10 protein-coding genes and 4 pseudogenes are annotated in these 12,786 nt (G+C 33.3%); 2 read left to right on the top strand and 12 right to left on the bottom strand.

The genetic code is table 11. From position 1 onward, the window contains the following. Nucleotides 1-134: 134 nt before the first annotated feature. The 5 genes and pseudogenes from H7T99_RS08680 to H7T99_RS08660 form a co-directional block, all read right to left on the bottom strand. Entirely contained in the window at nt 135-2,198 is a 2,064-nt protein-coding gene (locus tag H7T99_RS08680) for a heavy metal translocating P-type ATPase (protein ID WP_002893754.1), read from the bottom strand. Nucleotide 2,199: 1 nt separating this feature from the next. Further along, nucleotides 2,200-2,478, bottom strand: coding sequence for a DUF6110 family protein (locus tag H7T99_RS08675; RefSeq protein ID WP_002893755.1), 279 nt, complete (start codon nt 2,476-2,478; stop codon nt 2,200-2,202). Nucleotides 2,479-2,658: 180 nt separating this feature from the next. Next, a pseudogene (locus tag H7T99_RS08670) lies at nt 2,659-3,249 on the bottom strand (IS256 family transposase); the annotation flags it as partial. Between the two features lie 148 nt (nt 3,250-3,397). Beyond that, a pseudogene (locus tag H7T99_RS10530) lies at nt 3,398-3,731 on the bottom strand (diacylglycerol kinase family lipid kinase); the annotation flags it as partial. 3 nt (nt 3,732-3,734) lie between these two features. Beyond that, a pseudogene (locus tag H7T99_RS08660) lies at nt 3,735-3,878 on the bottom strand (IS982 family transposase); the annotation flags it as partial. Between the two features lie 350 nt (nt 3,879-4,228). Here H7T99_RS08660 and H7T99_RS08655 point away from each other — a divergent pair. Next, a complete protein-coding gene (locus H7T99_RS08655; protein ID WP_002893760.1) occupies nt 4,229-4,837 on the top strand; it encodes a DUF1269 domain-containing protein in 609 nt (202 codons plus the stop codon). A gap of 244 nt (nt 4,838-5,081) precedes the next feature. Continuing rightward, the gene (locus H7T99_RS08650; RefSeq protein ID WP_002893762.1) at nt 5,082-5,303 is read left to right on the top strand and encodes a tyrosine-type recombinase/integrase; all 222 of its coding nucleotides are present in this window, start codon (nt 5,082-5,084) and stop codon (nt 5,301-5,303) included. Between the two features lie 343 nt (nt 5,304-5,646). Here H7T99_RS08650 and H7T99_RS08645 read toward each other — a convergent pair whose 3' ends face one another. From H7T99_RS08645 to H7T99_RS10620, 7 genes and pseudogenes are all read right to left on the bottom strand, one after another. Next, the gene (locus H7T99_RS08645) at nt 5,647-6,210 is read right to left on the bottom strand and encodes an NAD(P)H-dependent oxidoreductase (protein ID WP_014621053.1); all 564 of its coding nucleotides are present in this window, start codon (nt 6,208-6,210) and stop codon (nt 5,647-5,649) included. Then, nucleotides 6,207-6,804 (bottom strand): annotated as a pseudogene (locus H7T99_RS08640) (TetR/AcrR family transcriptional regulator). Before H7T99_RS08640 ends, H7T99_RS08645 begins: the two are co-directional and overlap by 4 nt. Nucleotides 6,805-6,903: 99 nt before the next feature. Next, entirely contained in the window at nt 6,904-7,527 is a 624-nt protein-coding gene (locus tag H7T99_RS08635) for a TetR/AcrR family transcriptional regulator (protein ID WP_014621050.1), read from the bottom strand. After that, on the bottom strand, nt 7,520-8,380 hold the full coding sequence (locus tag H7T99_RS08630) for an ABC transporter permease (protein ID WP_048790479.1): 861 nt from the start codon (nt 8,378-8,380) through the stop codon (nt 7,520-7,522). The genes H7T99_RS08635 and H7T99_RS08630 overlap by 8 nt, the downstream gene beginning before the upstream one ends. Then, nucleotides 8,380-9,300 carry an ABC transporter ATP-binding protein gene (locus H7T99_RS08625; RefSeq protein WP_048790478.1) on the bottom strand — a complete coding sequence of 307 codons (921 nt, stop codon included), beginning with the start codon at nt 9,298-9,300 and terminating at the stop codon, nt 8,380-8,382. Before H7T99_RS08625 ends, H7T99_RS08630 begins: the two co-directional genes overlap by 1 nt. Then, nucleotides 9,239-10,024, bottom strand: coding sequence for a 4'-phosphopantetheinyl transferase family protein (locus H7T99_RS08620; RefSeq protein WP_155213654.1), 786 nt, complete (start codon nt 10,022-10,024; stop codon nt 9,239-9,241). Before H7T99_RS08620 ends, H7T99_RS08625 begins: the two co-directional genes overlap by 62 nt. Next, nucleotides 10,008-12,786, bottom strand: a 2,779-nt coding sequence (locus H7T99_RS10620) for an SDR family NAD(P)-dependent oxidoreductase (RefSeq protein ID WP_260315612.1), incomplete at its 5' end; no start/stop codon positions are given. The genes H7T99_RS10620 and H7T99_RS08620, both read right to left, overlap by 17 nt.

Below are 12,786 nucleotides of genomic sequence, written 5' to 3'. Positions count from 1 at the left end.
AACCTCAGAATAGTTACTGTCTTATCTCTTTTTTTACTTAAAGCCTTGATAGACTTGACAAATGGTAGAAAAGAGCCGTTATTCTCAAATGAGACAACTCCTTTTAGTTTTTATAACCTCAGCTTCTCGGTCTCTTACCTACTTTTAATAGAAAGACTACGAAGGACGATTCTTAAAGTAGTCAGATTGTGCAATATCGAAAGATTAGATGGGCTTAACCAATTTAACAACCCAAATCCAATTAAACTTCCATTTATTACAACTGTTTCTTGAATATTTCTTTGAATTAATTTCTGCAACGATTCAGATAAAGAATTCAATTCCTCGAAGAAATCTAAACGATTATCTAATAATAAAATATCACTCATCTGCTTAGAAATATCAGCACTTTCATTCATCACAACCCCAATATCTGCAAGCGTCAAGGCAGCAGAGTCGTTTAACCCGTCTCCAACCATCAAAATAGTTCGGCCAGCTTTCTGTAATTCCTGAACCAACTGAAACTTACCATCTGGTTTTAAATCAGTATAAACGTTGTCAAATGGCAGATCTTTAACCAACTCTTCTGTTCTAGCCAACGTATCACCAGTTGCCAGAATCAGTTTTTTCCCTTGGCGCTTTAGCTTTTTCAATGCAACTTTCGCCTCGCTTCTCAAGGGAGTGTGGATACAAAACATCCCAATTAATTCTTTCTTATAAGCCAAAAACAATAAATTGTAATGAGTCTTATATTGCTCAATCAAGGCCAGCTGCTCAGAACTAATTCTTACCTGTTCGTCTTGCATTAGTACATAATTTCCAATGACAACCGATTGACCATCAATTTGCGATTTAATCCCTTTGCTTGCAACATACTGAAGCTTGCCATGCATTTCTTCGTGTTCAATGCCTTCAATTTCAGCTTGTTTAACAATTGCATTGGCAATAGGATGATAGATATGTTCCTCCAAACATGCACTTATTCTTAAAATATCTTTCTCAGTATAATCTCCGAAAGGAAGAACCTTTTCAACCAAAGGATAACTCGTCGTGATGGTACCCGTTTTATCAAACAAGAAAGTATCCACTTCCAGATATTTTTCTAATACATCACCATCTTTAATAACCATTTCTCGATTTAGACCTTCCTTTATGGCCGTAAGGTAGGCTACAGGTGTGGATATTTTTAGAGCACATGAAAAATCCACCAATAAAAAGGAAATGGCTTTTGAAAACGAACCTGTTAACAGATAAGTCAAACCAGCACCTAAGAAGTTATATTTTACAACCTTGTCTGCCATCCTAATAAAATGACGTTGTTTTGTCTTCTTACTCTCTTCAGATTTTTTCATCAGATTGATGAGTTGCAAAATACGACTGTTTATCTGATTATCAGTCACACGAATTCTTAACTCTCCTGTTTCCAAAACAGTATTCGCACATACAGAATCTCCCTCTTTCTTTTCAACAGGGAAGCTCTCTCCAGTCAAGGAACTCTCATTGACCATGCCTAATCCTGAAACCACTTGGCCGTCAAACAAGATTTCATTACCTTGGGAGACAACTAATACATCACCTACTTGAACATCAGAACTCTTGATGCTGATGACCATGTCTCCCCGCACTAAGAAAACATCACTTTCTTTAGCAAGAAGGCTTTGTTCCAAATCTGTTGCTGTTTTTTTTAAAGACCACTGATCCAGATGATTACCCAAATCAAGCATAAACATGATGTTGCTAGCTGTCTTGGATTGGTTCATAAACAAGGACAACAAAATGGCCGAACAGTCCAAGACCTCCATGGTTAGTTCCTTGCGCGCTAAAGTTTGATAGGCTTCTTTGACATAACCCAAAGCCTGATAACAAGTCCAAATATAACGAATAGGGTAGGGTACAAAACTTCGAAACAGCAAACGCTTAATCGCTGCACCCGATACAATTGAATAAGCACTCTCTTCTCTACGAATGGGAAGAGTCATCAAGTCCGAAACTTTCCCCTTGTCAATTTTTTTTAAAAAGGCCTCTGCATTTTCTAATACAGAGAAGCCTTCTTTCATACGTAGAGTAAAGTGCTGCTGATCCATATAAAACTGAATAGAGTCGATCCCTTTTTCATCTTTAGCCAAGGAACGAAGATAATCTTGAATATCCAAGGTCAGTGAAAACGAGGACGATAATCGGATATGTTGATATCCTCTGTGTAGCACTTTAAAAGACATATTATTCACCTGTCAGGCTATCTAATTGTTCTTCTTTCTTTTCCTGTTCGTATAAATATTTAGCGTCTTGTAAAACATCATCACCGTGTTGTTTTACAACAGAAACAGATGCATCCAGTCCATCTTTCAATTTGTAAGCTTTAGCCAAGGCCTTAGAATAGCCTTTCTTAGCTTCTTTACTTGCTAAGACTTTCAAGCCAAGCGTCCCAAATGCTACCCCTCCTAAGAAGAGAGATGATTTTTTCGCAACTTTTGCGACGTTTAATACTTCTTTTAACATGTTTATTTCCTCCTTGTAACTATTGTAGCGAAAAATGACAGCAAAAGCAATTGCTGATATCTGATATATAGATAAAATTCTCTATACTGATATTTAATTATATTATGATGAAAACAATATACTTTATTTTTTGATACTGTAAATAATTATGTGTAAACACTTAAGTAGAGTTACGGAGTGTTAATTAAATAAGCTTTCAAGTGTATCAGAACATTGACCAAACCCTTTATGGATTCGTTGACTTTGCTTGAAATTATAATCTTCAAACAACGTAACTAAGTAACGTTCCAGAGCCTCCTCATTAGGAAAAAGAACCTTCTTTTTCGTTTGATGTTTGATTTCTTTGTTAAGAGACTCAATGAGGTTTGTCGAATACATGCTGTGCCAAATCTGGTAGGGAAACTGATAAAAAGTTAAAAGATTATCCGTCTTCTCCAGACTTTCCATGACTTTCCTATACTTTGGTTTCCATTCGGCGAGAAAGTCCTCTAAAGCTTGTCCTGCCATTTCTAAATTTTCAGCACGATAAATCATTATAAATTGCCCCAGAATAACCGCTCTATCTGCTCGTTTCACTTTACTAGCTAGATTTCGACTAATATGAATTAAGCAACATTGTTGTTTAGCTAATGGGTGAGCCTGACTGATAATCTGCTCAAGCCCCTTAAAGCCATCTGTAACTACAAGAGAAATCTGTTGGATTCCTTGGTTTTGAAGCTTGTCTAACAGGGTGGACCAAGAAGCATTGTTTTCTTGAGGCAACTGTGCATAGCATATCTCTATGCGACTAAAGTCGCTAGAGCTATCCTAATTGCGCACCGTCAGTTCTCATAGAAAAAAACACCTTGCAAGATGCAAAGTGTTTTCGTTTGTATTCTGCTGTCCAGCAACGAATTAACGTTTAGAGAACTGGCTAGCTTTACGAGCCTTTTTCAAGCCTGTTTTCTAGTATTTTTATATCTATTGGCAGATTATCCGACTTATCCCCATCAACATCTGACTCTAACTCAACCTCTGAAGAAATCCTAATATTGCGTACTTTGATATATTCGATATTATTGTTACCTACTAGATCCCCTTTTTAATAAATCTGGGATAGCCGATAATTTAGAAATGATGGATGAATCCTTTAAAATCAAGATATTTCCATATTCATCTGTATTTTCATCAAATAGTTTTTTGTCTGCATAGTAATTGGATAGAAGAACTAAGACCTGAGTAGCTTCACCTTCATAATTGCCATTTTTGCTTTCAAAAGGTAATAATTGCTTGTTCATAGCTTGGCGAATCAGTTGCACCAGCCAAATTAATTGTCTTGACCGACGAATAAAGCGACTTCTTTCAAGGATTCGACCATAAGGAAACAGTTGGCAGATTCTATAAAAGTGTCGATGTGATTCGGCACGCTCATCAGACTCGCTACACAGAGCTGGTACATAATATCTGCTATAATTTTCTGGAAGATTTGGTCAAGCGGTCTTTTAGCCGTGTGACAGGCATACAGGAAAAACACTATTTATTTACTTTTTGCACGGGAGGCTTTAAGATGTTGCTGGACGCCTTTCTTGATAATCACTCAGAGTCGCCAGAGTGTCTGGGCTGGGATATGGCAAAGATATACCGCTGCCTGAAACTGTTCTTTGACGCTGATAAACGCGACATATCAATTAAAATGTCGCACTAAAATGATTGAAAAGTGATTGAAACTGTATTATAATGAACGTATATATTTAGAAAAGAGGTACTAACTATGGAAAACCTAGTAGTTTCAGTCTTTAACACTGAAAGCGAAGCTTATCAGTCCTTTGCGGATTTGAAGGCTTTCCGCCAAACTCAGACGACCAAGGTTGCTCAAATCGCCTTGGTCAAAAATGAAAACGGTCACATCGTTGAAAAAGAACGCTATGACTTTGAAGATTCAACGACGGATGCAACCCTAGAAGGTGGCTTGCTCGGTGCAGTTATCGGGCTTTTGGGTGGTCCTATCGGCGTCTTGTTTGGTTATGGTATTGGCAGCCTCTATGGTTTGGCTGCTGGTGATACCGTTGATACGGCAGAAGCTGGCTTGATTGACGTTGTGTCTCAAAAATTGATCGACGGCGAAACAGCCGTTGTCGCCTTGGTGCAAGAAAACAACGAAGCAGTCATCGATGCTTACTTCACCAAGTACGACACCCAAATCGTGCGTTGGGATGTAGCAACCGTCGTAGCCGAAATCGAAGCAGCTCTGCAAGTCCAAGAAGACCTCTACAACCAGGCACGTGCACAAATGAAGGCTGAACGTAAAGCCGAACGCAAGGCTAAACTTGAAGAATTCAAGGCAAATGTCAAAGCAAAATTTGACAAATTGAAAGCCTAACGTCTAAGCGTCTCATAAATTTAAATGTGACTGAGACGCCATTTAAAATTTATGTGCGTCGGATTCTCACAGTTAAATAATTGCGTTGACAAAGCCGTTACAGCCGTTCTTCCATTCTTTGAAAAGAATGTTTAATAGACAAGAAATCTGGACTAGTATTGGTCTGGATTTTTTTGTGAATATAGAGGTCATAGCTTTTTGACTATGCTTCGTTATAATTAGAAAAATTTTAAGTTTTATCAAGATGAAATCAGTCAGACGAAGACATCCCGAATTAGCACCAGCATCACCACACAAACTAAGACATACTGGTGCTACTCTTGCTAAACAAGCAGGTGTTTCTCTTGAAGCCTTCTCAGAAGCTCTTACTCATAGTGATAAAGAGATTACAAAAACTTACGTTAATATCAAAGATAAAGTCAATCAGACTGTAGGTGATATTGCTTTTCGTAGTTTAAAAAATTGATGGGGTGAATATGGGGTGAATTTTGGGGTGAACTTTGATTTTTTGAAACAAAAAAGACATCCAAGAAATAATTCTTGAATGTCTGTAAACGTTGATATAATCGTATTGATTAACGTTTTGAGAATTGTGATGCTTTACGAGCTTTCTTAAGACCTGGTTTGAACAACTTTTGCTTGAATAAATTTCAAAAGCCTTTAATATCAATTATTTCCACGATTTTCTGAAAGCACACTTTCAATCAATTTCAACTAATTTCGTCGGAATGGTGTGAATTTTACCCTAAAAAGCATTGAATTGAGCTATTAAATACTAAAAATTCACACCACTATTGTATTCTAATAATTTATAGATTTTTTGCTTTCAGGATAATCTTATCCAAGGCCTTTTGTCGCTTCTGATCAGAAATTGTTTCAACACCAGCAATTCGACTGATGGTGACTGGTGAAATACCACAGGCTTTTAAAATCTGATTTTTAAGGACCTTACCATAGTCTTGAGAAAATAGTGTAATAAAAGATGGCGTATTGTGGGTAGTAATAATCCATGCCTTACCTTTTAAATGGCCTTTTAAGCCAGTCTTAGTGTTGTGATAAGCAAATCCAGCGACAAAGACACAATCCATAAAACCCTTGAGCATCGCTGGCATCCCTGACCACCAAATAGGAAAGATGAAAATAAATTGGTCTGCCCAAGTCACCAAATCACGGTATTTAGCAGTTTTAGGATTAGAGACTAAATCACGTCTTCGATGTTTCTCATCAAAACGCAAAGTGGGATCAAATCCTTCAGCATAAAGGTCAAGTACTTGAAGTTTATGGGACTTATCAATGTTTTCTCGTACTTGTTTAAGGATGAATGAGTTGAAACTTTGTGGGTTAGGATGGGCCGTGATAATTAATATATTCATGCGTTTTCTCCTTTAATGTAAATATCAAGCATCTCTCCGAGTAATAATCGAAGAGATGCTTGTGAAAAATTCGTTCCGATAGAACTTTTTTGATAGAATAGCCAAGCCTGAGATAAAACTACAAAAGTGAAAGAGAGTATCAGCTTCACTATTATGGAAGCCTTTCTCCTCTCTTAGTGCTAGAACAACACGTTTAAAAGAATCAAAACCAAGTAAGTCTTTTTCTACTAAAATAGTATCTCCAGAAAGCTCCATGTATTTAAAGGGCGATTTAATAAAAAGAGCTTTCAAAGACATAAGGATTCTTCTGTGTAGCTAAAACAAAGTTAAATCCCATTTGACTCAATTCATCTCTCGCTGATGTGAATGACGTGATGCCAACGAAAATCTCATTGGCCCAAAAATCAGAAAGACGTGATAGGACAATTCTGAGATACCATCTTTACTGCCAAAGTGTTTATAGGGAGCACCGTGTGTAATACGACTTTTTTGTAAGACGGTCCTTAGTGATAGATTATCTATGCCATGTTGGCAGATTTGTTCTATTCCTGCTTGAATCAAATTTCCTTTGAGCTGTGCTGTATTTCGTTTCACATAATCTCCTAAATAAGGGGGATTAATTTAATAATATTGGAGTTTTTACCAAATCACTTTTTCTTATATAAATAGGAATAAATAACAATAGTTGTCCTATCAAATACCATATTCCTGCTTAATTCCAAGAGTATATGATTTAATCATGCCTTGAATATAATTTCTTAAAATTATATTTTTATTCTCACTATCAATACTACCAGCAATAATAGATAAACCACTAATATAGGACCAAAGATTAACAATGTGCCTATTGTGGTCCTGCTTAATCCCATTATTATTGAAATAATGAATTACAACTTCTTTAAATAGATTGAAGCTATTGTTTTCATCATTATAATCAATCTGGATATCTGTTCCTAATTGTACATGACGTTCAAACTTGCTATAAAATAAAAACTCAAAATAGTGAGGATAGTCCTGAGAAAATTGTAAAAATCTCACTCCCATATTTATCAAATCTTCTTCAGCATCTTCATAAGAGTGATGACATTCTTTCTTTAAAAAATTATAAAAAATATGCGACACTTCAATAAGTAGTTTATCCATCAAATCACTCTTTCCATCAAAATGCCTATAAATAGATGGAGTACTTACATGACAAGCCTTTGAAATATCTTTTAGTTCAACAGATTGGAATCCTTTATCATATATAATTTTTAGACCTTGCTTAATAATTTCATTTTTTAAATCACCATGATGAAATTTATTTTTTTCATTCATTTTTTCTCTCCCTTAATTGATAACCAGATAATAGAATAAATAGCACTATAACAAACAACAGTAAATAAATTATCTCATAATTTTTTAATACGTGATTGAAAATTTTTACATGAATCCCCATATCTAGTTTAAGTTGCTCAACAGTAGACGAACTATCACCTTTCGTAATAGCCTTCAAAGGTTCTTTGGTTAAAAGACTACGAATCTGTGCTACACCATAAGTCGGTGGGAAAAATTTCATAATATATTGAACATAACTAGGCAGTGCTCCTATAGGTAAATAGATTCCTGCTAAAAATCCTGTTAGCGTTCCTAATATAGTTGAAACCGAACTAAAAGCAGTTACAGATTTAACAAAATTCACTACAAAGAATGTAAAACTGGTTGCCGATAAACTATTTAGAGTAATATAAATAAGAAGTAGTGGAATAGTGGAAACCGTAATTATTTGATAACCTAACATCCCCATTACTAGAGTCCAAATCAATAACACAACAAGTGTAATCACAAGACTCATCAGCCAAGCAGCTATAATATAACTGAATACAATTACTAATTTCTTAACTGGGCTAACAGCAAAACTGGTATATATTCCTGTTTCATAGTCTTTAACTTTAACACCAAATACTCCTAAAGAAATAGTAACTGAACTAACGATAATAATTCCAGATAGCACCCAAGTATTAACAAACAAGAAATTCCCAGAATTAGTTCCAATAGACTGATCGATGGTATTTTCTAGATAATTTCCTAAAAATAATAGATATAATCCTATTGTAACGAAAATAGCAACAAGAGAGGAAATTAATGTTCCCTTATCTCGGATATAAATCTTTAAATGTCTTTTAATCATTACACACTATCCCCCGTTTGTTTTAAAATATTGATAAATGCATCATCTAAATTTCCTTTAAAGTACTCAAACGAATCTATCAACGAATCATATTTCAATATTTCCCTTACGTTACCAATGCTTGGATCCTCAATAATTAAATGATCGTCGGATATTTTGTAAGACAATGGTACATTTTTGACACTAGTTATTAATTGCTCCATTGTTTCTTTATAAGGATATAAAAATAATCGGTCACAAGAATACTTTTTCTGAAGAGCAATAGCCGTTCCTGTTGCAACAATTCTACCTTGATTAATAACTGTGATTAAATCAGAATTTCTCGCTTCTTCAAGATAATGGGTCGTTAAAAAGATAGTCATTCCAAAATTATTTTTCAATGTCCCAATAATCTCCCAGACAGTTTTCCTTGACTCAGGGTCCAAACCAGTCGTTGGCTCATCAAGCAATAAAATTTTAGGTTCATGAAATATTGCTCGAGCTATTTCAACTCGCCTTTTTTGCCCACCTGACAAAGTATGAAAAGGTTGATTCAAATAGTTTTTAAAATCTAATTGATTAGCTACTTCTTCTAAGCGATTTTCAAACTCATTACCTATGATTCCATATAAACTAGCTCTAAATCTCAAGTTTTCCGAAACCGTCAGTAAATTATCCAAAACATTATGTTGGTAGACTACCCCAATTTTTTTTCTAATGTCTTGACTATGTTTTCTGACATCTAATCCATCAATAAAAACTTCTCCACTAGAGGATTTTAATACTGTACAAATAATGTTGATTGTTGTTGATTTACCGGCTCCATTGGGTCCCAAAAAGGAAAATAGACTACCTTCTTCTACATCAAAACTGAGGTTATCAACAACTGTCCTTTGTTGATAAGTCTTCTTTAAATTTTTTACTGATATAATTGATGTCATTATCTATACCTCCTCGTATCTTCGCACTACAAATGCAATATCCATCTAAAAAATCAACATTTAAACTTAGAGGTTCTCTATAAACACAAGCCCCTAGTTTATTTGAATGAATAACTACTTCTAATTCATTTAAATTTTTAAATAATATCTCTATTTTTTTAGGATTACCAGATAAGCCTATTGAAAAAAGCTTCCCCACTGATTCTTTTATACACCACAACATGGTACAACTACATTCAAATGTAGTTTGTTTAAAAATTTTTGATATAGATTCTAATTCTTTCGAAGTAAAGCAATATTCTAAAAATTCACTTGAGATATTTTTAAATATTTTTTCAATATCTATACCAATGCTTCCACCTTCCTGTTTTTCATACACTTCTACTGCTACTAATGGGGATGAATAGGACATACTTACACTCATACTAGTAACTTTGTTTTTAAAAAAAAGAACAGGTTGGCCTATATCTCCCATATTATTAAGAACTTCAAAACAATTTAATTCATCGCTACCAAAATCATTTTTTACAATATTTTTAATCATAAATCTTGATAATATTTTTAAATACTGTTTTTCTAATATACGTATTCTATTTATTTTTTTTAATTCATTTCTTGATAGATAATTTTTAAACAATTTAAAGTCAAAATCAGTATAATCATCGATATTTTGAATATAAATACCTGGATCTTTAAAAAACTTTATTTTAAATTTCAATTTCATAATCAGAAGTTTGTCCAACCTTAGTTAAGTGCATTTGTTCAATAATTAATAATAATTTTGACTCATTAAATACAAAAGCATCATAAATCACCTCGTCACCATTTTCAGCAACTTTTTCAACATAGGCTTTCACCTTTTCACCAATATTAAAACTCTCCAAGGAAATTGTTTTAGAAATAAAGGTTGGAACAACTGTATTACCATTTTGATAAAATTCATTTAATAGCATAAGCCTTCCAACATTATCAATTAAAATTGGATTAATTTTAGAATCAATATTATTGATAAAATTAAATACCTTACTTTCATCAGTTACATTAATATCGCCAATAGATATTTTTTTACTGTTATCCACTCTCACATTACTAATATTTCTAAAGTTAGGTCCAAAAAATATATTATCTGCTCCTTTCAAATAATATTTATCCATATTTAAATGTTTTTTTATCTGGATACTATTATATTTACCCAGCATATCTCTGTACCTTTCAACAGATTCTGTAGTTAATAAATTATTCATTTCAATAATACCCGATGAATGAATAATATTTTTCTGCAAAACTACACCTTTACTGTTTACAAAATCAGAAGAAAGTGTAACTTTCATAACTAATTGATTGTCACTTTTTAATAATATCTCACCAGTTAAAGTCAGTTCTACCTCTCTATCCTCATATACTTTAATAAATTTTTCAAACTCAAATTCAGAAATTTCGGCCACTTTATATTCTTTCATTCCAAAATTATTCAAATATAAATCAGCTAATTCCGCTGCTGCTTCAACATGATAAACACCAGCCAAAACACTTGTACCTTTCACAATATGTTCCTTTAAATGTTCATCATAATCTATTGATAATTTTCTCTTTGCTATAATTTTATTTTCATCTATATATTTGACTGAGTCAATCATAGGATATTCTTCTCGATTACACACCCTGCCATCCTTTGATATCACTTCAGAAAACCCAACTATATCATTGGTATAATCAAGTTGTCCTAACGGCATATTTTTAGTTCCTAAATTATGAAAAAGTAACACTTCATTTGTTCCCTTATAAAGAAATATTTCCTCTAGGAATCGTTGAGTTCCTTCAGAAACCGAGATATAAGAAAGACCTCTTTCATATTTTTGAACTTTTTGAACGTCATCATTAGTTGCCATTCCAACTTCATCCCAAGCTGGCCAGCCAATTACAACACTCTTAGTTTGAGATAAACTGTTAATGTTGTCAGACATTTTCACTAAAAAATCTGCTGCTGCTGAATAATCCACTTGTCCATCCATACCAAATCGTCCACTAATTGAGCCCATATGGATAATAAATTTTACTAATCCGTATTGAATAAAGTATTTATATAATAAAAACGTTGCATTAGCTTTTACTTTTACAACATTGAGAGCTGCATTTTCATTTTTAGCATTAACTTTCCCAAAAGATGGTAAACCGGCTCCATTTATAATTCCACTAATTTGAATATTATTTTCATTTAAATATTTTTTAAGCCGAATTACATCTTTTTCACTAGCAAAATCACATTTTATGTATTCAAAATTGATATTGAGATTTTTTAGTGATTCAATATTTTTAGCTAGTATCCTTGAGTTTCTTAATTTTTCATATTTTAATAAAATATCTAGCGCAGAATATTTTGGATTCAATTTTTTCTGTTGAATCATGAATCGAGATTTATAACTATCAAATTCCACACCTGTCATTTGAATATAATCCTCATCCATAGATGGAATATCAGTACGACCTGTTAGGATTAATTTTGCACCTGTTTTTAAAGCTAATTGTTTGGCACATTCAAAGGTGATTCCTCTTCCCCCACCAGTTGCAAGTACTACATCATTACTGGAAAACGAATATTTTTCCTCAAAAGCTACATTTTCCATTGTTTTCGTAACAATACCCTTTCGAGTTTTATTCTTTATACCAATCTCAATTAAATTACCAATTGAAGAAAATTCCCTCAATAATATATTTGAAATCTCTTCATTAGTTAAGTGATCAGAATCATCAATATCAACAACTTTTGTTTTGAATGGTCGCAATTCTTTTTCAAGTGCTTTTACAAAACCTGTAACTAAGGCCCCCAATGGATTGATTACTTCATTTTGATTATTTTCTACTCCAAAATATTTTCCGATATTTGTAACCCCAAAGTATGCAGAATTAGTATGATTTTTTAAAAATTCATATGAAATCTTAGATGAATAGAATAACCCATTATATAGGCTCAATACTGTGCTTTCCCATTCTTCTGTAGTCATATCACTATTAATTGATACAATATTCGTTAATCCTTGAAGATTAATAATACAATCAACATAGCCTAATTGATTTACTCTCTCTTGAAATACATTTTTAATATCCTCACTATTAGAAAAATCGAATTCTAATGGTGAAATCAAAGCAACCTTATTATTACTTTCAGATAGTCTTTCTAACATTAATTTACTAAGTTCACCATCTTTTGAATCTCCGATTAACAAAATATTCCTATTTTCTAAAGGATATGATGCTTCATCATTTATTGCCATATCAATTGTACTTGCAGAATATCTAGACATTTCATAAAATTCATCAGGCTGAATATTAACAATACTTTTATCTGTAGAGATAGGAATAGATGAGTTGAGCAATGGAACAGTATTAGATTGATTACTCTTAATATAACTTACAATATCAGAAATTGTATGAGGTACACTTTCTTCGCTATCTACGATATCACTAAGTTTAAACTCAGTTCTTACC

The organism is Streptococcus sp. 17.1 (genome assembly GCF_016648655.1).
In the GTDB taxonomy this organism is placed as follows: Bacteria; Bacillota; Bacilli; order Lactobacillales; family Streptococcaceae; genus Streptococcus; species Streptococcus salivarius_E.
The sequence above is the reverse complement of the archived record's forward strand: the minus strand, read 5'-3'. Positions and strand labels throughout refer to the sequence as shown.

Coding starts and splice junctions, on each gene's coding strand:
- H7T99_RS08680 (WP_002893754.1), bottom strand. CDS start 2,198: ATGTCTTTTAAAGTGCTACACAGAGGATATCAACATATCCGATTATCG.
- H7T99_RS08675 (WP_002893755.1), bottom strand. CDS start 2,478: ATGTTAAAAGAAGTATTAAACGTCGCAAAAGTTGCGAAAAAATCATCT.
- H7T99_RS08655 (WP_002893760.1), top strand. CDS start 4,229: ATGGAAAACCTAGTAGTTTCAGTCTTTAACACTGAAAGCGAAGCTTAT.
- H7T99_RS08650 (WP_002893762.1), top strand. CDS start 5,082: ATGAAATCAGTCAGACGAAGACATCCCGAATTAGCACCAGCATCACCA.
- H7T99_RS08645 (WP_014621053.1), bottom strand. CDS start 6,210: ATGAATATATTAATTATCACGGCCCATCCTAACCCACAAAGTTTCAAC.
- H7T99_RS08635 (WP_014621050.1), bottom strand. CDS start 7,527: ATGAATGAAAAAAATAAATTTCATCATGGTGATTTAAAAAATGAAATT.
- H7T99_RS08630 (WP_048790479.1), bottom strand. CDS start 8,380: ATGATTAAAAGACATTTAAAGATTTATATCCGAGATAAGGGAACATTA.
- H7T99_RS08625 (WP_048790478.1), bottom strand. CDS start 9,300: ATGACATCAATTATATCAGTAAAAAATTTAAAGAAGACTTATCAACAA.
- H7T99_RS08620 (WP_155213654.1), bottom strand. CDS start 10,024: ATGAAATTGAAATTTAAAATAAAGTTTTTTAAAGATCCAGGTATTTAT.